Here is a 21,238-nt window from a genome sequence, read left to right on the forward strand (position 1 = left end):
ATGCCCGCTCAAGATTTCGTCAGCCCGGACAGCATTCGCGCGCAGTTCTCGGCCGCCATGTCGCTCATGTACAAGCAAGAGGTGCCGCTGTACGGCACGCTGCTGTCACTGGTGAGCGAAATCAATCAGCAGGTCATGACCCAGCAACCCGAGGTTGCCCAGGCCCTGCGCTGGACCGGTGAAATCGAGCGCCTCGACCAGGAACGCCACGGCGCCATTCGCGTCGGCACCGCCGAAGAGCTGGCAACCATCGGCCGCCTGTTCGCGGTGATGGGCATGCAACCAGTGGGGTACTACGACCTCAGCAGCGCCGGTGTACCGGTGCATTCCACCGCCTTTCGCGCCGTGCACGAGCAATCGCTGCACATCAGCCCGTTCCGGGTCTTCACCTCGCTGCTGCGCCTGGAGCTGATCGACAACCCGGCGCTGCGTGAGCTGTCGCGCGAGATTCTCGCCCGCCGGCAAATCTTCACCCCGCGTGCGTTGCAGTTGATCGAGCAATTCGAGCGCGATGGTGGCCTGAATGCCGACGATGCCCTGGCGTTTGTCGACGAAGCCCTGCACACCTTCCGCTGGCACCGGGACGCCACGGTGACCGCCGAGCAGTACCAGCAACTACACGACCAGCACCGCCTGATTGCCGATGTGGTGGCCTTCAAGGGCCCGCACATCAATCACCTGACTCCGCGCACCCTGGACATCGATGCCATCCAGCTGGGCATGCCGGCCAAAGGTATTCCGCCCAAGGCCGTAATCGAAGGCCCGCCACCGCGTCGCTGCCCGATACTGCTGCGTCAGACTAGTTTCAAGGCGCTGCAGGAGAAGGTCGCGTTCACTGATCAGCAGGGTGAAGGCAGTGGCAGCCATACCGCGCGCTTTGGCGAGATCGAGCAACGGGGTGCAGCACTGACGCCAAAAGGTCGCCAGCTTTATGACCAATTGCTCGATGCCGCCCGCACGGCGCTGGGTGGCGTTCCCGCCGAGGCCAATGCCGAGCGCTACATGAGTCTGCTCAGCGACAGCTTCAAGGCCTTCCCGGATGACCTGGCGCAGATGCGGGAGCAGGCGCTGGCGTACTTCCGCTACTTCCCGACCGAACGCGGGTTGGCGGCGCGTGGTGAAGCGCAGCGGCCGACTTCATTGCAGGGGCTGATCGACGCTGGGCATGTTCACTTTGAAGCGCTGGTGTACGAGGATTTTCTGCCGGTCAGTGCGGCGGGGATTTTCCAGTCGAACCTGGGCGATGATGCGCAGAACGAGTACGGCAGCAATGCCAACCGCGAAGCCTTCGAACAGGCGCTGGGCAAACCGGTGCAGGATGAGCTGGGGTTGTACGCCGAGAGTGAGCGGCGATCGTTGATGGCCTGTGCGCAGGCGCTGGGCCTGTCGCAGCTGTAGGAACCCAGGGCTGCTACGCAGCCCATCGCTGGCAAAGCCAGCTCCCACAGTTCAGTGTTTGCAGTTCCATTGTGGGAGCCGGCCTTGCCGGCGATGGGCCGCAAAGCGGCCCCGATTTAGAACCTAACGCCCAACCCGAAAGCGATCCACTTCCTGCCGCAACTGCCCCGCCAATCCCTCAAGCTCACGCGCCGTAGCCGCCAGGTTCGTCGCTACCTCGCGCTGCTCACTGTTGGCCAGGGCAATGCTCTGCAGGTTACGGCTGAGCACATTCGCCGTGCTGCTCTGCTCCTGGGTTGCCGTGGTGATGGCGGCAAACTGTTCCCCCGCCGAACGGCTGCGTTCATCAATCTGCGCCAGCGCCGCGGCAACCTTGGCATTGCGCTCCAACCCTTCCTGCATCAGGCGGTTGCCCTGCTCCATGGTGCTGATGGCGTTGCCGGTTTCCTGCTGGATGCTGCCGATCATGGTCGAGATTTCATCGGTAGCCTGACGGGTACGCGAGGCCAGATTGCGCACCTCGTCCGCGACCACGGCAAAGCCCCGCCCCTGTTCACCGGCCCGCGCCGCTTCAATGGCAGCGTTCAAGGCCAGCAGGTTGGTCTGCTCGGCAATCGAGGTGATCACCCCGACGATGCCGCCAATTTCCTGGGAGCGCAGGCCGAGGGTGTCGATCACTTCGGCGGTGCCGGCCAGTGCGCTGGCGATCTGCTCAAGGGACGACGACGCCTGGTCCATCGAGGTGCGGCCAATGCGGGTTTGCTGGACGTTGTCCTGGGCCATGCGCTCGGTGCTGCCCATGTTGTCGGCAATGTTCATCGAAGTGGCGCTGAACTGCTCGACGGCACCGGCCATGCTGGTGATTTCGCCGGACTGCTGCTCCATCCCCTCACAGGCACCGGAGGACATTCCCGACAATGCCTGGGCACGGCTGCTGACCTGCTCTGCCGCTGCGCGAATGTGCTCGACCATGCTCGCCAGCGCTTCGCCCATCTGGTTGAAACTGTGCGCCAGCTGGCCGATTTCATCGTTGCTCGATACCCGCAGACGCGCCTGCAGGTCACCGCCACCCAGGGCTTGCGCTTGCTGCAGCAGATCACCCAGCGGGCGCAGACGGCGGCGTAACAGCCACAGGGTCGCAGCAACGGCCAGCAGCATCGCCAACAGGCTGCCGATGGCCAGGCGGGTACCGACGCTCCAGGTTACCGCGCGGATTTCCGCCTTCGGCATGCTCGCCACCACCGTCCAGGGCCCGCCTGCAAACGGCACGGCAACGCTGAACAGCTCTTCGACACCGTCATGCCAGAAACGCCCTTCGCCCGCGGTGAACCCGGCAAGTGCCTGTGCCGCCTGGCTATCCGGGCGCACACCTGCTGGCGGCACCAGCCAGTGCTGCTTGTCGTCGAGCAGGGCCAGCGAGCCGGTCTGGCCGATGCGAAAGCGCCCGAGGTTGGCGAACTGGGCCTTTTGCGCATCGGTGTAGTCGAAGCCGACGAACAGCACCGCAATCACCCGCCCGCTGCTGTCACGCACCGGGGTGTACTGGGTCATGTAATCGCGCTCGAACAGGTTCGCCCGGCCAACATAGGCCTGACCGGCCAGCAAGCGGGCGTAGGCCGGATGCTGGCGGTCGAGCAGCGTGCCGATGGCGCGGCTGCCGTCCTGCTTGGTCAGCGAGGTGCTGATACGGACAAAGTCTTCACCGCTGCGCACGAACAAGGTGGCGACGCCCGCGGTCATCTGGCGGAAATCATCCACCTGGCGAAAGTCGTTGTTGAGCAGTTGATCACCCAGGTACAGCGCGGGTGTGGCAACCCCCGCAACCGTCACCGACTCCCCGGAATGCAACTGCAAACCGGCGGCAAAGCGCTTCTCGAACAAGCCGCTCAGGCGCTGAGTGCTTTCGCGCAGAGTGCTGTGAAAGGTATCGAGCTGATCGGCGAGCAGTCGCGCTTCGCTGGCCAGGTGTTCCTGGCGGGTAATCAGGTTGGCGTTGTCCAGCGAACGCAGGGCAAACAGGGTGCTACCGGTAATCACCACGGCCAGCACGATGGCGAGGGCGATACCGAGTTGCGAGGCAATCCGGGCACGGGGTTGAGACATGGAAGCTCCTGGCAAGAGGGGCCGGGATCGTCCTGATCACGCTGACCGTCCGCATCAATACGGGAAGCGAGCCATCTAGACGTGGCTCTGATGCCTCTGCTTCGGCGGCGCGCGGCAATACTTGAGTGTGCAACAGGGTTATCCCGCGCAAACGTTCAACCGCTTCCGATAGACGCTGATGGCCCCAGTATTTCCACCTTGGGCAAGTCCATGGAGTCTGCCTCGCCTTGCAGGAAGTCACTCAAGCGTCGCAAGCGCTCGCCACCGGGGCGGGTTTTCGGCCAGACCAGGTAGTAATCCAGCCCGCTGGCAACCGCCGTCGGCCATGGCAGGCTAAGCCGGGCCTGGGCGACATCCTCGGCCACCATCAACAAGTCCCCCATGGACACGCCATAACCCCGGGCAGCGGCGATCATGCCCAGTTCCAGGGTATCGAACACCTGGCCACCCTTGAGCGAGACCTTGTCGGTGAGGTCCATGCGCGCCAGCCAGCTGCGCCAGTCGCGCTTGTCGGGGGTCGGATGAAGCAGCTCGACACCCGCCAGGCGCCGCTCATCCCAGGGCCCTTCCTTGAGCAGTTCCGGCGCGCCGACCGGTATCAGCAGCTCGGAAAACAGCCGCTTGACCTCCCAATCCGGCGGGAAGTGACCGTCACTCAGCAACACCGCGCAGTCGAAAGGCTCATGGTTGAAATCGACATGATCGACGTCCATCCAGGCGCTGGTCAGCTGTACTTCGTTGCCCGGCTGCAGGTGGCGAAAGCGGCTCAGGCGTGCCAGCAGCCAGCGCATGGTCAGGGTCGAAGGGGCTTTCATGCGCAGGATGTCGTCCTCGCTGCGCAGGGTGTTGCAAGCCCGCTCCAGTGCCGCAAAGCCTTCGCGCACTCCGGGCAGGAGCAAACGCGCCGCTTCGCTGAGTTGCAGGCTGCGGCCGTTGCGCACGAACAAACGGCAAGCGAAGTGCTCCTCAAGGGTGCGGATGTGCCGGCTGACCGCGCTCTGGGTGATTGATAACTCATCTGCGGCGCGGGTGAACGAACTGTGCCGGGCGGCCGCTTCGAAAGCCCGCAGTGCGTACAAGGGCGGTAAACGACGAGACATGAGGGACGGGCTCCGGGTTATCCACAGGCGATCGTCAGGATCATACTCCCATGAGTTTTAATCATGCCAAGCATCGCTATTATCCTTTTGTGGATAACCGTGCAAAGCCTCAAGCTTTCATGCTTTGAATCTATCGCGTAAGAAAAGGACGACTCCATGCAGGCTGCGCCTACCCATGAACTCAAGGCTTTGCTGCGCCTGGCCGGGCCGCTGATTGCCTCGCAGTTGGCGCACATGCTGATGGTACTCACCGACACCCTGATGATGGCCCGCATCAGCCCGCAAGCGCTGGCCGGTGGTGGTCTGGGGGCGGCGAGTTATTCGTTCGTGTCGATCTTTTGCCTGGGTGTGATCGCCGCGGTCGGCACCCTGGTGGCGATTCGCAAGGGTGCCGGTGACATCGCCGGCGCCACACGCCTGACCCAGGCCGGGTTGTGGCTGGCCTGGGTCATGGCCCTGGTGGCAGCACTGGCGCTGTGGAACCTGGAGCCGGTGCTGCTACTGCTCGGCCAGAGCCCCAACAATGTCGAGGCCGCCGCGCAGTTCCTGTTGTTGCTGCCCTTCGCCCTGCCCGGCTACCTGAGCTTCATGGCCCTGCGCGGCTTTACCAGCGCCATCGGCCGTTCGACGCCGGTGATGGTTATCAGCCTGGTCGGCACAGTGGCCAACTTCCTGCTCAATTACGCCTTGATCGAGGGCATGTTCGGCCTGCCGAAACTGGGCCTGGTGGGCATCGGCCTGGTGACCGCGATCGTTGCCAACTGCATGGCCGTGGCCATGGCGTTGTATATCCGCTGGCACCCGGCCTACGCGCCCTACCCGATTCGCCAGGGCCTGAGCCGCCCGTCGTGGCCAGCCCTGCGCGAGCTGTGGCGCCTGGGCTTGCCGATTGGCGGCACCTACACCGTCGAGGTCGGCCTGTTCGCCTTCGCCGCACTGTGCATGGGCGTGCTCGGCAGCACCGAGCTTGCCGCGCACCAGATCGCCCTGCAGATCGTCTCGACCGCGTTCATGATTCCGGCGGGCCTGTCGTATGCCGTAACCATGCGTGTAGGGCTCTATTACGGTGCCGATAACCTCTTGGGTGCCCGACACGCTGGCCGGGTTGGGATCGGTTTTGGCGCGGCGATGATGCTGATGTTCGCCATCCTCTTCTGGCTGCTGCCAGACCCGCTGGTGGGGCTGTTCCTCGACCACGGTGACCCGGCCTTTGCCGACATCATCCAGCTGGCTGTGAGCCTGCTGATGGTCGCCGCCTGGTTCGAGCTGTTCGATGGTGTGCAGACGATTGCCATGGGCTCGATCCGCGGGCTCAAGGATGCCAAGACCACCTTCCTGGTCGGGCTGTTCTGTTACTGGGTGATCGGTGCGCCGGCGGCCTGGTTGCTGGCGTTCAACCTCGGCCTGGGTGCGGTGGGCGTGTGGTGGGGGCTGGCGCTGGGCCTGGCGTGTGCGGCGGTGAGCCTGACTTGGGCATTTGAATGGCGAATGAAGCGCTTGCTGGGCAGTGCCGGTGGGGTGAACAAGGTGACTGCTTCGGTGGTTTGAAGGCCCTGTGGGAGCTGGACTTGCCAGCGATGGGCTGCAAAGCAGCCCCAGAATCTACAAAGCCACCGACTGCTGCGCCGGACCACGCAGCAGATACTCCATCAACTCATCCATCGGCAACGGCCGGCTGATCAGAAACCCCTGCACCTGGTCACAATCAAAACTGCGCAACAGGTCCATCTGCTCCGGGGTTTCCACGCCCTCGGCCACCACCTCGAGGTTGAGGTTGTGCGCCAGGTTGATCATCGCGTGCACCAGCTTGCGGTTTTCTTCGCGCTGCTCCATGCCGCCGACAAAGCTGCGATCGACCTTGAGCAAGGTGATCGGCAAGCTGTTCAGGTGCACGAACGACGAGAAGCCGGTACCGAAGTCATCCAGGGAAAAGCGCACACCCAGGCGCCCGAGCGCATCCATGGTCTGCTTGACCAGGTCGTTGCGCCGCATCACCGCGGTTTCGGTCAGCTCGAACTCCAGCCAGCGGGCATCGACGCCGTGCTCGATGATCAGCCGGCTCAGGGTCGCCAACAGCTGGCTGTCCTGGAACTGGCGGAACGACAGGTTCACCGCCATGTGCAAGGGCGCCAGCCCTTGTTCGCGCAGCGCCTGCATGTCGCGCAGGGCACGGGAAATCACCCAGTAGCCCAGGGGCACGATCAGCCCGCTCTGCTCGGCCAGGGGCACGAACTCGCTGGGCGGCAGCAGCCCGCGTTCGGCATGGCGCCAGCGCACCAGGGCTTCGAGGCCGACGATGCGCCCGTCGGCCAGGTTCAGCCGCGGCTGGTAGTGCAGTTCCAGCTCGTCACGACGCAGCGCCCGGCGCAGTTCGCTTTCCAGGTCGGCAAGGCTGCGGGCGTTGCGGTTGATGCGTTCGTTGAAGACGTGGAAGGTACAGCCCTGGGTGCTCTTGGCCTGCTGCATGGCGATGTGCGCATGCCACATCAGCGGGTCGGCGCCACCCTGGGCGCGGGCGTGGGCGACGCCCAGGCTGCAGCCTAGCAGCAGGCTTTCGCCGTCGATCCAGTAGGGTTCGGCCAGGGCTTCGGTGATGCGTTCGGCCATCCATTCGGCGCGCTGCGGCTCGCGGCGAGTATCGATCAACAGGGCGAATTCGTCGCTGCCCAGGCGCGCGACCTGGTCACCGGCTTCGAGCTGGCTTTTCAGCCGGCCCACCACTTGCAGGATCAGCCGGTCGCCGGCCTGATGACCAAGGGCATCGTTGGCATGGCGAAAGTTGTCGAGGTCCAGATGACCGAGGGCGACACCGCGCCCTTCGCTGTCAGCCAGGCGCGCTGCCAACAGGGTCTGAAAGCCCTGGCGGTTGGCGATGCCGGTCAGCGGGTCCTGCTCGGCCAAACGCTGCAAGGTCGCTTCGAGGACGCCGCGCTCGCGGACATGGCGCAGGCTGCGGCGCAGGATATTGCTGGTCAGTTGGTCGCGGATCAGCCAGTCGCTGACCCCCGGCGGCGGCACCTGCGGCTCGTGCTCGAGCAGCAGAACCATCGGCAATATGCAGCGCCCGGGCGCCGGTTGCAGTGGCGGGGTCGCCAGCACCAGCGCATTGCGGTCGTTGGCAAACAGGGTGTCGACTGCCTCCCAGTTCGGAGCGGTCAGCAATACCGCCTGGCCCGCCATCGGCAGCAGACACTCGCGCAAGACAGTGGCCCATTCCGGCTCATCGGCCAGCAGGAGCAAACGCAAGGGTTCGACGGGCGTAGACAAGCTGGCTCCTTAGGACGTAGGCGCAGTCAAATGACGATGGGCAGCGAGAATGCGTATCCTAAACCATTAATGAAAATGATTTTCACTTAAAGTCATGCCATTCCATTGCCGACATCCCGCAGGTTTCGCCACGCATCCTGCGGGAAAGTATCAAATGCGGCAAATTTAGATCGCGTGGTACGTCACACTGTCAGACGGTCGCGGCAGAAACTTTCTACCCCTGCTAAAATGCCCGGCTATTTTTCTAGCGTCCCCGGTTTTCGTCATGTCCCGACTCAACCCCCGGCAACAAGAAGCCGTGAACTACGTCGGCGGCCCTCTTTTGGTGCTCGCCGGTGCTGGCTCCGGCAAAACCAGCGTGATCACCCGCAAGATCGCGCACCTGATCCAGAACTGCGGCATCCGTGCCCAGTACATCGTGGCCATGACCTTCACCAACAAGGCCGCGCGGGAGATGAAGGAGCGGGTCGGCACCCTGCTGCGCAAGGGCGAAGGCCGCGGCCTGACCGTGTCGACCTTCCACAACCTGGGCCTGAACATCATCCGCAAGGAGCATGAACGGCTGGGCTTCAAACCGGGCTTCTCGATTTTCGACGAGACCGACGTCAAAGCCCTGATGACCGACATCATGCAGAAGGAATACTCGGGCGACGACGGCGTCGACGAGATCAAGAACATGATCGGCGCCTGGAAGAACGACCTGATCCTGCCGCCCGAAGCCCTGGAAAAGGCCCGCAACCCCAAGGAGCAGACCGCCGCGGTGGTCTATGCGCACTACCAGCGCACCCTGCGGGCATTCAACGCGGTGGACTTCGACGACCTGATCCTGCTGCCGGTCAAGCTGTTCCAGGACAACCCCGATGTCCTGGAGAAGTGGCAGAACAAGGTACGTTACCTGCTGGTCGACGAATACCAGGACACCAACGCCAGCCAGTACTTGCTGGTGAAGATGCTGATCGGCACGCGCAACCAGTTCACCGTGGTCGGCGACGACGACCAGTCGATCTACGCCTGGCGCGGTGCGCGGCCTGAGAACCTGATGCTGCTCAAGGACGACTACCCGTCGCTGAAAGTGGTGATGCTCGAGCAGAACTACCGCTCCACCAGCCGCATCCTGCGTTGTGCCAACGTACTCATCTCGAACAACCCGCATGCCTTCGAAAAGCAGCTTTGGAGCGAGATGGGCCACGGCGACGAGATCCGCGTGATCCGCTGCAAGAACGAGGAAGCCGAGGCCGAACGGGTGGCCATGGAAATCCTCAGCCTGCACCTGCGCACCGACCGGCCCTACAGCGACTTCGCCATTCTTTACCGGGGCAACTACCAGGCCAAGCTGATCGAGCTGAAGCTGCAGCACCACCAGGTGCCGTATCGCCTGTCGGGCGGCAACAGCTTCTTCGGACGCCAGGAAGTCAAAGACCTGATGGCCTACTTCCGCCTGCTGGTAAACCCGGACGACGATAACGCCTACCTGCGGGTGATCAACGTGCCGCGCCGGGAAATCGGCTCGACCACCCTGGAAAAACTTGGCAACTACGCCACCGAGCGCAAGGTTTCGATGTACGCCGCCAGCGAGGAGCTGGGCCTCGGCGAACACCTGGACAGCCGCTACACCGACCGCCTGCAGCGCTTCAAACGCTGGATGGACAAGGTCCGCGAGCAGGTCGCCCTGGAAGATCCGATCGCTGCCCTGCGCAGCATGATCATGGACATCGACTACGAGAACTGGATTCGCACCAACAGCTCCAGCGACAAGGCCGCGGACTTTCGCATGGGCAACGTCTGGTTCCTGATCGAGGCGTTGAAAAACACCCTCGAGAAAGACGAAGACGGTGGCATGACCATCGAGGAAGCCATCGGCAAGCTGGTGCTGCGCGACATGCTCGAACGCCAGCAGGAAGAGGAAGACGGCGCCGAAGGTGTGCAGATGATGACCCTGCACGCTTCCAAGGGCCTGGAATTCCCCTACGTGTTCATCATGGGCATGGAAGAGGAAATCCTACCGCACCGTTCCAGCATCGAAGCCGACACCATCGAAGAAGAACGGCGCCTGGCCTACGTCGGGATTACCCGCGCACGTCAGACCCTGGCCTTCACCTTTGCCGCCAAGCGCAAGCAGTACGGCGAGATCATCGATTGTTCGCCGAGCCGCTTCCTGGACGAGCTGCCCGACGACGACCTGGCCTGGGAGGGCCTGGACGACGCGCCGACCGAAGTGAAGGCCGCTCGTGGCAACAATGCACTGGCCGATATCCGTGCCATGCTCAAACGTTAGATAATCAACCTTTGCTGCGGCGTATTGCCGTGGCCACTCTTGCTACATCGAGGAAATACCACAGTGGAAGCACTGCACCAGAAGATTCGCGAAGAAGGCATCGTGCTTTCCGATCAGGTTCTCAAAGTCGATGCGTTTCTCAACCATCAGATCGACCCTGCGCTGATGCAACTGATTGGCGACGAGTTCGCCCGTCTGTTCGCCGACTCGGGCATCACCAAGATCGTCACCATCGAAGCCTCGGGCATTGCCCCAGCGGTGATGACCGGCCTGAAACTGGGCGTTCCGGTGATTTTCGCGCGCAAGCACCAGTCGCTGACCCTGACCGAAAACCTGCTGGTGGCTTCGGTGTATTCCTTCACCAAGCAGACTGAAAACACCGTGGCGATCTCCCCGCGCCACCTCAACAGCAGCGACCGCGTGCTGGTGATCGACGACTTCCTGGCCAACGGCAAAGCCTCCCAGGCGCTGATCTCGATCATCAAGCAAGCCGGTGCCACCGTTGCCGGTTTGGGTATCGTCATCGAGAAGTCGTTCCAGGGCGGCCGTGCCGAGCTGGACAGCCAGGGCTACCGCGTTGAATCGCTGGCTCGGGTGAAGTCGCTGGAAGGTGGCGTGGTTACTTTCATCGAGTAATTCGCGTCGCGCCCATCGCCGGCAAGGCCGGCTCCCACAGGAAACTGGGTTTACCCTGAACCATTGTGAGAGCCGGCCTTGCCGGCGATGGACCCTCAAGCAACCGCTGTCGCCTGCAACCCCGCCAGCAACAGCCGCTGATACAGCTCCTCCTTCAGCCCCTGCGGCTGCGCCAGTCCCATCCGCGTCAACTGCCCGGGAAACGCCTCGGGTGCCGGTGCATCCAGCGCCGCCTTGCCCAGCTCAAGCACCTCGCTCAGTTTGAACTTGCTCTTGAGCCAGTTCAGCGCCCGCAACAAATCACGCTCCTCAGCCGTGAAGTCACTGCCCAGCGGATACTCGGGGAACAACCGTGCGTGCCTTTCGCGCAGCGCCTGCAAACGCTGCGGGGTGTTCTCGGTGAAGCGCTGATCCAGGCAAAAATCCTTCGGCAACTTGCCGGCCTTCTGCGCCCGTTCGATCAGCTCGGGCTGAAAGCGCGTGTCGCTGATCGCCAGCAACCGTGCAATCACCTCGGCGTCAGTCTGCCCACGCAGGTCGGCGATGCCGTACTCGGTGACGACGATGTCGCGCAGGTGCCGGGGAATGGTGCAGTGACCGTATTCCCAGACCAGATTGGAGCTGACCTCCCCGCCCGCTTCACGCCAGCTGCGCAGCAGCAGGATCGAGCGCGCGCCTTCAAGTGCATGGCCCTGGGCAACGAAGTTGTACTGCCCACCTACCCCGCTGAGCACCCGGCCGTCTTCCAGCTGATCGGCCACCCCGGCGCCCATCAAGGTCATGGTGAACACCGTGTTGATAAAGCGCGCATCCCGGCGCTGCAGGCGCTTGAGCGACTCCTGGCCATACAGCTCGTTGATGTAGCTGATGGCGCTCATGGCAAAGCGTTTGCGCTGGCTTAAAGGCATTTCCCGCAAGCGCTGGTAAAAGGCCTGAGGGCCAAGAAAGAAGCCGCCATGCACCAACACGCCCTGGTCATCCAGCTCGCCATTGTTGGCCGCCTGCTGGCGTGCCTCTTCAGGATAAACCGGGCGGCGGATGATCCCCGCTTCGACCAGTGCCAGCAGGCCGTTGACGAACATTTCGCTACAGCCATACAGGCCGTGGGTAAAGGGCTCGATGCCGCCTTCGCGTGCGATCAGGGTTTGCCAGGGCGTGAGGTCAATATCAGCCAGCAACGCACTGTAGGCCTCGCTGTCAGCCTGCCGCGCCAGCAGCCCGGCAGTCAGCGCATCGCCCATGGCGCCAATGCCGATCTGCAGGGTGCCGCCATCGCGCACCAGGGTACTGGCATGCAGGCCGATGAAATGGTCCTGGGTGGTGACCGGCATGTTCGGCGTGGAGAACAACCGGGTGCTTTCCGCGCTATCGATCAGCAGGTCGAAGTCATCCCGGGGCAGCTCCGAGGCGCCCGGCATGTACGGCAGTTCGGTATGCACCTGGCCGAGCACCAGGATGGTTTCACCGGCCGCGCGGCGGCGGGCGATCATTGGCAACAGGTCGAGGGTGATGTCCGGGTTGCAACTCAGGCTCAGCTGGCCGGGATGCGCCGGGTCTTCGGCGACCAGCTGCGCCACCAGGTTCAAGCCCTTGGCATTGATATCGCGGGCGGCGTGGCTGTAGTTGCTGCTGACGTAGTCCTGCTGGGCCATGGCGCTGTGCAGCAGGCTGCCGGGCTGCATGAAGAACTGCTCGACACGGATGTTCGCAGGCAACTGGTCGCGGCGCAGGTCGTGCAGGTAGTCCAGTTCGAGGTAGTCGGCGAACACACGCTCGATGAAGGGCTCAAGAAAGCGCCGTTGCAAGCCGTCACCAAGGTCCGGGCGGCCGAGACTCAAGGCGGTGTAGATCGTCAGTTGCCGCTCGGGCAACTGGCGGATCCGCGCATACAGGGCATTGACGAAGCGGTTGGGCTTGCCCAGCCCCAGCGGCAGGCCCATGTGGATATGCGCGGGCAGGCGTGCCAGCACCTGGTCCACGGCAGTGTCGATCGAACAGCTGTACGCCATCTCGGCCTCCTGTGGCATTCCTTGACCACTTTGGACCGAGCATGCCGCCAGAATGCTGCGCTGACCAGCGCTAAAACGCACAAAGCCCGCACGTGGCGGGCTTTGCTGGGCAAGCGCTGGGCTTACAGGCCGGACATCTTCTTGATGGCGCCCATCAGGTCGTCATCCGAGCAGTCGGCGCAGGTGCCTTTTGGCGGCATGGCGTTGATGCCGGTGATGGCCTTGGCGAGGATGCCGTCCAGACCACCCTGATGGTCAGAGCGCTCTTTCCAGGCGGCGGTATCGCCGATTTTCGGTGCGCCGAGCAGGCCGCTGCCATGGCAAGCATTGCAATGCTTGGCGATGATTTCATCCGGGGTCTTGGCACCGCCGCCAGCAGCAGCTGCCGCGACTTCCATACCCTTGCATTCCTGACCCTGTACACACACCTGGCCAACCGGTTCCAGTCGCTTGGCGATGTCGTCGTTGGTCGCAGCTTGTGCGCTGACTGCCCAAAGGGCCAATACGGCAGCTGGTACGGCCAGCATTTTCTTGATTAGATTCACGCGTACACCCTCATGGTGGCTAGTCACGCCCGCGGCCACGGTTTCGCAGGCGGCGCAAGTATAACGGGAACCCTGCCTCACCGAAACAACCCTAGTGTCCAAAGGGTCTTAGCCGCGACAATCCGCCGCGCAATGCCCACTAGAAGTTGGCCGGAGTCGCCGCGCTGATCAGCCGGGCCGGCTCATCGTAAGGATTGCGGAAACGGTGCGGCTTGGTACTTTCAAAATAGTAGCTGTCGCCCGCTTCGAGGATGAAAGTTTCCAGGCCCACCACCAGTTCAAGGCGGCCTTCGAGGAGGATGCCGGTCTCTTCGCCATCATGGGTGAGCATTTCTTCGCCAGTATCGGCACCCGGCGGATAGACCTCGTTGAGAAAGGCAATAGCCCGGCTCGGGTGCGCCTTGCCGACCAGTTTCATGGTCACCGCACCGTCCGAAATGTCGATCAGTTCGTGGGCTTTATAGACGATCTGGGTAGGGTTTTCCGGTTGCAGCTCTTCGGAAAAGAACTCGACCATGGACATTGGAATACCGCTCAGCACCTTGCGCAGCGAGCTGATTGAAGGGCTGACGCTGTTCTTCTCGATCATCGAGATGGTGCTGTTGGTGACGCCCGCACGTTTGGCGAGTTCACGCTGTGACAGGCCCTTGAGCTTGCGAATGGCTTGCAGTCGTTCACCGACGTCCAATGCTGGAGCCCTCCTAAACGAACGAGTGGGGTCGAAATTGAACGTTATCATCGCAACAGCGTTCAGTATTTACAACACTTCGACCCGCAGCCTGTCCGCTTTGGCGCCTTAATCGCCGCTGTAGTCCAGCGGTACGCGCTTGAGGTTGCAGAAAATCTGGTAAGGGATGTTGCCAGCATGCATGGCCACTTCGCTGGCCAGCACGTTTTTGCCCCACAGCTCCACCGGGCTGCCGAGGCCCGCTTCCGGCACGTCGGTCAGGTCAATGCAGAGCATGTCCATCGACACCCGGCCGATCAGCTGGGTGCGTTTGCCGGCCACCAGCACCGGTGTACCGTTTGGCGCCTGGCGCGGGTAGCCATCGGCGTAACCCATGGCCACCACGCCAACCCGGGTCGGCCGCGGGCTGATGAACTTGGCGCCATAACCGACAGGCTCGCCAGCCGGCAGCTCACGCACACTGATCACCCGCGATTGCACGGTCATTACCGGCTGCAGGCGCGCAGCTTCTGCCTGAGGCACTTCGAAGGGCGTGGCGCCGTACAGCATCAGGCCCGGGCGCACCCAGTCGCTGGGCACATTCGGCCAACCGAGCACGGCCGGCGAGTTGCGCAGGCTGACCTCGGCGCTCAGGCCCTGGCGCGCGGCCTGGAATACCGCCAGTTGTTCGTTGCTGGCGTCGCTGTCGAGTTCATCGGCACGGGCGAAGTGGCTCATCAGCACGATACGCGCAACCTTGCCGCTGGCCAGCAGGCGCTGGTACGCGGCCTGATAGTCCTTGGCGTGCAGGCCGACCCGGTGCATGCCCGAGTCGAGTTTGAGCCAGACGGTGATCGGCTTGCTCAGGTGCGCCTGTTCGATCGCCTCCAGCTGCCACAGCGAATGCACCACGCACCACAGGTCATGCTGGGCGATCAGTTGCAGTTCGCTGGCTTCGAAAAAGCCTTCAAGCAGCAGCACCGGCGGCTTGATCCCGGCTGCGCGCAGCTCCAGCGCCTCTTCGATGCAGGCCACGGCAAAACCATCGGCTTGCTGCTCCAGGGCCAGGGCACAACGCACGGCACCGTGACCATAGGCATCGGCCTTGATCACGGCCAGCGCTTTGGCTCCGGTCAGTTCGCGGGCAAGTTGATAGTTGTGACGCAGGGCTTGAAGATCGATCAGGGCACGGGCAGGACGCATGACGGCAGCCTTCTGGGCAGTCTGGTTAGAAGTAAAAAACCCGGTGCCCGAAGGCAGCTGGTCGGCCGCCGGCGGCACCGGGTGAGGGATCGGGTGTTACGGCAGTGCGGCGACCACCGACAGCTCGATGAGGATTTCCGGTTCGCACAGCTTGGCTTCAACGGTGGCACGGGCCGGCGCGACGCCTTTTGGCAGCCACTTGTCCCACACCGCGTTCATGCCCTGAAAGTGCGCGTCGATGTCCTTGAGGTAGATGGTCACCGAGAGCAGGCGGCTCTTGTCGGTACCGGCCAGGTCCAGCAGGCGCTCGATGTTGGCCAGGGTCTCGCGGGTTTGCTGCTCGATCCCGGCGTTCATGTCGTCACCCACCTGGCCCGCCAGGTAGACGGTGCCGTTGTGGGTGACGATCTGGCTCATGCGCTCATTGGTGAGCTGGCGCTGGACTGACATGTTTGGCAGGCTCCTGGTGTTTTCCGTAGCGAGAGATATCGAGGCCTTCGGCGCTGATTTGCGGCTTCTTGCGCGCAATCAGGTCGGCCAGCAGGCGACCGGAACCGCAAGCCATGGTCCAGCCCAACGTACCGTGCCCCGTGTTGAGGAACAGGTTGCGGAACGGCGTGGCGCCAACGATCGGCGTACCGTCCGGAGTGGTCGGGCGCAGGCCGGTCCAGAAACTGGCCTGGCTCAGGTCGCCGCCACGAGGATAAAGGTCGTTGACGATCATCTCCAGGGTTTCGCGCCGACGCGGGTTCAGCGACAGGTCAAAACCGGCGATTTCAGCCATGCCGCCAACGCGGATGCGATTGTCGAAACGGGTGATCGCGACCTTGTAGGTTTCGTCGAGAATAGTCGAGGTCGGGGCCATGGCCGGGTCGGTGATCGGCACGGTCAGCGAGTAACCCTTGAGCGGGTAGACCGGGGCCTTGATGCCCAGCGGCTTGAGCAACTGCGGCGAATAACTGCCCAGGGCCAGCACGTAGCGGTCGGCAGTTTCCAGCTTGCCGTCGATCCACACACCATTGATGCGGTCACCGGCGTAGTCCAGGCGCTGAATGTCCTGGCCAAAGCGGAACTCGACGCCGAGCTTGATCGCCATTTCCGCCAGGCGGGTGGTAAACAGCTGGCAGTCGCCGGTCTGGTCGTTGGGCAGGCGCAGGGCACCGGCGAGGATGTCAGTAACGTTGGCCAGGGCCGGTTCGACGCGGGCGATGCCTGCGCGGTCGAGTACTTCGTACGGCACACCGGACTGCTCGAGGACGGCGATGTCCTTGGCGGCGTTGTCCAGCTGTGCCTGGGTGCGGAACAGCTGCGTGGTACCCAGGGTACGGCCTTCGTAGGCAATCCCGGTTTCAGCGCGCAGCTCGTCGAGGCAGTCACGGCTGTACTCGGACAGGCGCACCATGCGCTCCTTGTTCACCGCATAACGGCTGGCGGTGCAGTTGCGCAGCATTTGCGCCATCCACAGGTATTGGTCAATGTCGGCGGTGGCCTTGATGGCCAGGGGCGCGTGGCGTTCAAGCAGCCACTTGATGGCCTTGAGCGGCACACCCGGGGCAGCCCAGGGCGAAGCGTAACCAGGCGAGACCTGGCCGGCGTTGGCAAAACTGGTTTCCATGGCGACTGCCGGTTGACGGTCGACCACGACGACTTCGAACCCTTGCCGTGCCAGATAGTAGGCACTGGCGGTTCCGATCACACCGCTACCAAGCACCAGAACTCGCATGTTTATTACCCTCGACGCAGCGTACCGCTGACATTTGTTGTTAATGGCATAGATGGGCGCAGTATAGGAAGGTATGACCAGTGCTTTTCACTATATAAAAGCCTATATTTGGCGAGAATTCTCGGCAAGGTTGGCTTTTACGGAGGGGCATCCACTATGAGAACCCAGCACCAAAGCAAACGTGAACTGGACAAGATCGACCGCAATATCCTGCGCATCCTGCAGGCAGATGGGCGTATCTCGTTTACTGAACTGGGCGAAAAGGTCGGCCTGTCGACGACCCCCTGCACCGAGCGGGTCCGGCGCCTGGAGCGCGAAGGGATCATCATGGGCTACAACGCCCGGCTCAACCCGCAGCATTTGAAGGGCAGCCTGCTGGTGTTCGTCGAAATCAGCCTCGACTACAAGTCGGGCGACACCTTCGAGGAATTCCGACGTGCCGTGCTGAAGTTGCCACATGTGCTCGAGTGCCACCTGGTCTCGGGCGATTTCGATTACCTGGTCAAGGCACGGATTTCCGAGATGGCCTCCTACCGCAAGCTGCTTGGCGACATCCTGCTCAAGCTGCCGCATGTGCGCGAGTCGAAGAGCTATATCGTCATGGAAGAGGTGAAGGAAAGCCTCAACCTGCCGATTCCGGACTGAGGCTCAGACCAGCACCTGCCGGGTGCTGGCGATGTACTGGTGCACCAGCTTCTCGGCCTGCGGCTCGATCATCTCGGCCGGGGCGCGGCCATTGGGGCATGGCAGCTTTGGGGTAGTGCCGAACAAGCGGCAGATCAGCGGCCGTTCTTCGTACACGGTGCAGCCGTTGGGGCCCAGGTGCACGCAGTTCAGTTCCGCCAGTGCGGCTTCCTGCTCGGCGGCGCTCTTGCGCGGCAGGCGGGCCATTTCTTCGCTGGAGGTGGTCACCGGCCCACAGCAGTCGTGGCATCCGGGCACGCATTCGAATGACGGGATCTGCTCACGCAGGAAGCGGATCTTGTGGCTGTTGCAACTCATGGCGGCCTGCGGCAAAGAAGTGTGGCGCACTATTTTGCCCTACGGTTGCCCGCCCCTGAAAGCGCAGCTTATCCTGCGTAAAATTTTCCAAACACTCAGAACCAGGACAATGCCATGAACGCCGGCGTTCAGCAGCCCGCCTCGCACACCGCTTCCTACTACGCTGCCAGCAGCGTCCCACAGGCGGATTACCCACAGCTGCAGGGCGAACTGAGTTGTGACGTCTGCGTGGTCGGCGGCGGTTTTTCCGGGCTGAACACGGCAATCGAACTGGCCGAACGCGGCCTCAATGTGATCCTGCTGGAGGCGCGCAAGATCGGTTGGGGCGCCAGCGGGCGCAATGGCGGCCAGCTGATTCGCGGAGTCGGCCATGGCCTTGAGCAATTCACCCCGATCCTTGGCAGCGACGGCGTGCGAGAGCTCAAGCTGATGGGCCTGGAAGCGGTAGATATTGTCCGCGAGCGAATCGAGCGCCACGCCATCGACTGCGACCTGGCCTGGGGCTACTGCGACCTGGCCAACAAACCCCGTGACCTGCAGGGTTTCGCCGAGGACGCCGAAGAGCTGCGCAGTTTGGGTTACCGCCATGAGCTACGCCTGGTGCAGCCGGAGCAGATGCACAGCGTAGTCGGCTCGGACCGCTACGTTGGTGGCCTGATCGACATGGGCTCGGGACATCTGCATCCGCTTAACCTGGCCCTGGGCGAAGCGGTCGTCGCCAGCAAGCTGGGCGTGCGTCTGTTCGAGCAGTCGGCGGTGACACGGATCGACTATGGCTCGCAAGTGCGGGTGCACACCGCCAACGGGACCGTCCATGCCAGCACCCTGGTGCTGGGTTGCAACGCCTACCTGAACGACCTGAATGCCGAGCTTGGCGGCAAGGTGCTGCCCGCCGGCAGCTATATCATCGCCACCGAACCCCTGAGCGAGGCCCAGGCCAGCCAGTTGCTGCCGCAAAACATGGCCGTCTGCGACCAGCGCGTGGCCCTGGACTATTACCGCCTGTCCGCCGATCGCCGGCTGCTGTTCGGCGGCGCCTGCCACTATTCCGGGCGTGATCCGCAGGATATCGCCGCCTATATGCGACCGAAAATGCTCAAGGTGTTCCCGCAGCTCGCCGATGTACGTATCGACTATCAATGGGGCGGGATGATCGGCATCGGTGCCAATCGCCTGCCGCAGATCGGCCGCCTGCCCGACCAGCCCAACGTGTACTTCGCCCAGGCCTACTCCGGCCATGGCCTCAATGCCACGCACCTGGCCGGCAGGCTGCTCGGCGAAGCCATCAGCGGCCAGCACAGCGGGCGCTTCGACCTGTTCGCCCGGGTACCGCACATCACCTTCCCGGGCGGCAAGCACCTGCGCTCGCCGCTACTGGCCCTGGGCATGCTCTGGCACCGACTGAAAGAGCTGACCTAAGAGCGCCAGAAGGGTTTCAACCCTTCCTCGCGGGCCTGCTCACGGGTCAGACCGACATCGCGCAACTGTGCGGCGTCCAGCTCCAGCAGCGCCCTGCGGGTATGCCAGCGATGAACCATCAGGCCCCAGCGGTTGAGGCCGGCGGGCGTACTGGATAACCGGGTGCGCTGCTCGCGGCTCAGTTCTTCGGCATACAGTTTCAGGCGCACATCGCTCATGCCGCTCATTGCTTGTTACCTCCAGGGTGTGTGAACCGTGGAGCAAGCATGCGCGTCGGTGCAAAACCATTACAGATCCAAAGCCTGACTATTATTTCCATACAGAATTGGCAGATTTCCTACTGAATGCTGTATTTTTTCCCCATCTGTATTGGTCAGTTGCTGTAGCCGCCCTCCGGAGTATGCCATGACGCTGTACGTCAACCTCGCCGAGTTGCTCGGCGCCCGCATCGAACAAGGCCTGTACCGTCCCGGCGATCGCTTGCCTTCGGTGCGCGCCCTGAGCCTCGAGCATGGTGTCAGCCTGAGCACCGTCCAGCAGGCCTATCGCCTGCTGGAAGACAACGGCCTGGCCGCGCCCCGGCCGAAATCCGGTTACTTCGTGCCCAACAATCGCAGCCTGCCTGCCCTCCCCGATGTCAGTCGGCCGGCACAACGCCCGGTGGATATTTCCCAATGGGAGCAGGTCATCGAGCTGATTCGCAGCGTGCCGAGCAAGGACGTGGTGCAGTTGGGCCGTGGCATGCCCGACATCGACAGCCCGACCCTCAAGCCGCTGCTGCGCAGCCTGGCCCAGCTCAGCAGGCGTCAGGACATGCCCGGCCTGTACTACGACACCATCTCCGGCACCCAGGCCCTGCGCGAGCAGATCGCCCGGCTGATGCTCGATTCCGGTTGTACCGTGAGCCCGGCGGACCTGGTGGTCACCACCGGCTGCCACGAAGCGCTGTCGAGCAGCATCCGCGCGGTATGCCAGCCCGGTGATATCGTCGCGGTGGATTCGCCCAGCTTTCATGGCGCCATGCAGACCCTCAAGGGCCTGGGCATGAAGGCCCTGGAAATCCCCACCGACCCGCTCACCGGGATCAGTCTCGAAGCCCTGGAGCTGGCCATGGAGCAATGGCCGATCAAGCTCATCCAGATCACCCCGAACTGCAACAACCCGCTCGGCTACATCATGCCCGAGGCGCGCAAGAAGGCTTTGCTGACCCTGGCGCAACGCTTCGACGTGGCGATCCTCGAAGACGATGTGTATGGCGACCTGGCCTACACCTATCCCAGGCCACGGACCATCAAGTCGTTCGACGAGGACGGTCGGGTGCTGCTGTGCAGCTCGTTCTCCAAAACCCTGGCGCCAGGCCTGCGTATTGGCTGGGTAGCCCCTGGGCGTTACCTGGAGCGGGTGCTGCACATGAAGTACATCAGCACCGGATGCACCGCCACGCAGCCACAACTGGCCATCGCCGACTTCATCGAAGGCGGACACTACCAGCCGCACCTGCGGCGCATGCGCAGCCAGTACCAGCGCGGGCGCGACCAGATGAGCGACTGGGTTACCCGCTACTTTCCACCGGGCACCCGCGCCAGCCGGCCTCAGGGCGGCTTCATGCTCTGGGTGGATCTGCCGGAAAGTTTCGACACACTGCGCCTGAACCGGGCTTTACTTGGGCAAGGGGTGCAGATTGCCGTCGGCAGTATTTTCTCGGCCTCGGGCAAGTACCGTAACTGCCTGCGGATGAACTTCGCCGCACGCCCCAGCGCCGAGATCGAAGCGGCGGTGCGCAAGGTCGGCGAGACCGCCATTCGTCTACTGGCCCAAGAGCACAGCAACGGGTAACTTTCCGCCGCCGCTCGCGGTCCATATCCATATGCCTCAGTTGTAACAGGACGAA

General features: G+C 63.1%; 18 protein-coding genes and 1 pseudogene. 7 read left to right on the forward strand and 12 right to left on the reverse strand.

Going from position 1 to position 21,238, the window contains the following annotated elements; translation table 11 throughout:
* Nucleotides 1–1,398 (forward strand): 2-oxoadipate dioxygenase/decarboxylase HglS, encoded by a 1,398-nt coding sequence (gene hglS, locus LOY45_RS26070; RefSeq protein ID WP_134065190.1) that lies wholly within the window; start codon nt 1–3, stop codon nt 1,396–1,398.
* A 123-nt stretch (nt 1,399–1,521) separates the two neighbouring features.
* On the opposite strand, the gene LOY45_RS27110 is transcribed toward hglS, so the two are convergent.
* The 3 genes and pseudogenes from LOY45_RS27110 to LOY45_RS26080 form a co-directional block, all read right to left on the reverse strand.
* The gene (locus LOY45_RS27110) at nt 1,522–2,391 is read right to left on the reverse strand and encodes a methyl-accepting chemotaxis protein (protein WP_464721013.1); all 870 of its coding nucleotides are present in this window, start codon (nt 2,389–2,391) and stop codon (nt 1,522–1,524) included.
* Nucleotides 2,389–3,501, reverse strand: a pseudogene (locus LOY45_RS27115) (Cache 3/Cache 2 fusion domain-containing protein); the annotation flags it as partial. The pseudogene LOY45_RS27115 and the gene LOY45_RS27110, both read right to left, overlap by 3 nt.
* A 155-nt stretch (nt 3,502–3,656) precedes the next feature.
* A complete protein-coding gene (locus tag LOY45_RS26080; protein WP_258578572.1) occupies nt 3,657–4,601 on the reverse strand; it encodes a LysR substrate-binding domain-containing protein in 945 nt (314 codons plus the stop codon).
* Nucleotides 4,602–4,757: 156 nt separating this feature from the next.
* On the opposite strand from LOY45_RS26080, the gene LOY45_RS26085 reads away from it, so the two are divergent.
* Nucleotides 4,758–6,149, forward strand: coding sequence for a NorM family multidrug efflux MATE transporter (locus tag LOY45_RS26085; RefSeq protein WP_134065196.1), 1,392 nt, complete (start codon nt 4,758–4,760; stop codon nt 6,147–6,149).
* 54 nt (nt 6,150–6,203) lie between these two features.
* Here LOY45_RS26085 and LOY45_RS26090 read toward each other — a convergent pair whose 3' ends face one another.
* The gene (locus tag LOY45_RS26090; RefSeq protein WP_115084699.1) at nt 6,204–7,868 is read right to left on the reverse strand and encodes a putative bifunctional diguanylate cyclase/phosphodiesterase; all 1,665 of its coding nucleotides are present in this window, start codon (nt 7,866–7,868) and stop codon (nt 6,204–6,206) included.
* A gap of 265 nt (nt 7,869–8,133) precedes the next feature.
* On the opposite strand from LOY45_RS26090, the gene rep reads away from it, so the two are divergent.
* Nucleotides 8,134–10,143, forward strand: a complete 2,010-nt coding sequence (rep, locus tag LOY45_RS26095; protein ID WP_115084697.1) for a DNA helicase Rep — start codon at nt 8,134–8,136, stop codon at nt 10,141–10,143.
* A gap of 63 nt (nt 10,144–10,206) precedes the next feature.
* Nucleotides 10,207–10,779, forward strand: a complete 573-nt coding sequence (locus tag LOY45_RS26100; protein WP_010225834.1) for a xanthine phosphoribosyltransferase — start codon at nt 10,207–10,209, stop codon at nt 10,777–10,779.
* Nucleotides 10,780–10,874: 95 nt separating this feature from the next.
* Here LOY45_RS26100 and LOY45_RS26105 read toward each other — a convergent pair whose 3' ends face one another.
* The 6 genes from LOY45_RS26105 to dadA all read right to left on the reverse strand — a co-directional run bounded on the left by LOY45_RS26105 (nt 10,875) and on the right by dadA (nt 16,926).
* Nucleotides 10,875–12,788 (reverse strand): acetyl-CoA hydrolase/transferase C-terminal domain-containing protein, encoded by a 1,914-nt coding sequence (locus tag LOY45_RS26105; protein ID WP_258578573.1) that lies wholly within the window; start codon nt 12,786–12,788, stop codon nt 10,875–10,877.
* A gap of 122 nt (nt 12,789–12,910) precedes the next feature.
* Entirely contained in the window at nt 12,911–13,333 is a 423-nt protein-coding gene (locus LOY45_RS26110) for a c-type cytochrome (RefSeq protein WP_177414928.1), read from the reverse strand.
* A 139-nt stretch (nt 13,334–13,472) separates the two neighbouring features.
* Nucleotides 13,473–14,021 carry a cupin domain-containing protein gene (locus tag LOY45_RS26115; RefSeq protein ID WP_010225839.1) on the reverse strand — a complete coding sequence of 183 codons (549 nt, stop codon included), beginning with the start codon at nt 14,019–14,021 and terminating at the stop codon, nt 13,473–13,475.
* Between the two features lie 108 nt (nt 14,022–14,129).
* A complete protein-coding gene (gene alr, locus LOY45_RS26120) occupies nt 14,130–15,203 on the reverse strand; it encodes an alanine racemase (RefSeq protein WP_258578574.1) in 1,074 nt (357 codons plus the stop codon).
* Between the two features lie 96 nt (nt 15,204–15,299).
* The gene (locus LOY45_RS26125; protein WP_010225843.1) at nt 15,300–15,653 is read right to left on the reverse strand and encodes a RidA family protein; all 354 of its coding nucleotides are present in this window, start codon (nt 15,651–15,653) and stop codon (nt 15,300–15,302) included.
* The gene (gene dadA / locus LOY45_RS26130; RefSeq protein WP_115084690.1) at nt 15,625–16,926 is read right to left on the reverse strand and encodes a D-amino acid dehydrogenase; all 1,302 of its coding nucleotides are present in this window, start codon (nt 16,924–16,926) and stop codon (nt 15,625–15,627) included. Before dadA ends, LOY45_RS26125 begins: the two co-directional genes overlap by 29 nt.
* A gap of 156 nt (nt 16,927–17,082) precedes the next feature.
* Here dadA and dadR point away from each other — a divergent pair, with 156 nt between their 5' ends.
* On the forward strand, nt 17,083–17,571 hold the full coding sequence (gene dadR, locus LOY45_RS26135; RefSeq protein ID WP_008366790.1) for a transcriptional regulator DadR: 489 nt from the start codon (nt 17,083–17,085) through the stop codon (nt 17,569–17,571).
* 3 nt (nt 17,572–17,574) lie between these two features.
* Here the strand turns inward: dadR and LOY45_RS26140 are convergent, their stop codons facing one another.
* Nucleotides 17,575–17,928, reverse strand: a complete 354-nt coding sequence (locus LOY45_RS26140; RefSeq protein WP_115084689.1) for a YkgJ family cysteine cluster protein — start codon at nt 17,926–17,928, stop codon at nt 17,575–17,577.
* Between the two features lie 114 nt (nt 17,929–18,042).
* Here LOY45_RS26140 and LOY45_RS26145 point away from each other — a divergent pair, with 114 nt between their 5' ends.
* On the forward strand, nt 18,043–19,347 hold the full coding sequence (locus LOY45_RS26145; RefSeq protein ID WP_134065202.1) for an NAD(P)/FAD-dependent oxidoreductase: 1,305 nt from the start codon (nt 18,043–18,045) through the stop codon (nt 19,345–19,347).
* Here LOY45_RS26145 and LOY45_RS26150 read toward each other — a convergent pair.
* Nucleotides 19,344–19,574 (reverse strand): DUF1127 domain-containing protein, encoded by a 231-nt coding sequence (locus LOY45_RS26150; RefSeq protein ID WP_115084686.1) that lies wholly within the window; start codon nt 19,572–19,574, stop codon nt 19,344–19,346. The two genes, LOY45_RS26145 and LOY45_RS26150, sit on opposite strands and share 4 nt — an antisense overlap.
* Nucleotides 19,575–19,752: 178 nt before the next feature.
* Here LOY45_RS26150 and LOY45_RS26155 point away from each other — a divergent pair, with 178 nt between their 5' ends.
* The gene (locus LOY45_RS26155; protein ID WP_258578575.1) at nt 19,753–21,183 is read left to right on the forward strand and encodes an aminotransferase-like domain-containing protein; all 1,431 of its coding nucleotides are present in this window, start codon (nt 19,753–19,755) and stop codon (nt 21,181–21,183) included.
* The last annotated feature ends 55 nt before the right edge of the window (nt 21,184–21,238 follow it).

Source organism: Pseudomonas wadenswilerensis (assembly GCF_024749185.1).
Classification (GTDB): Bacteria; Pseudomonadota; Gammaproteobacteria; order Pseudomonadales; family Pseudomonadaceae; genus Aquipseudomonas; species Aquipseudomonas wadenswilerensis.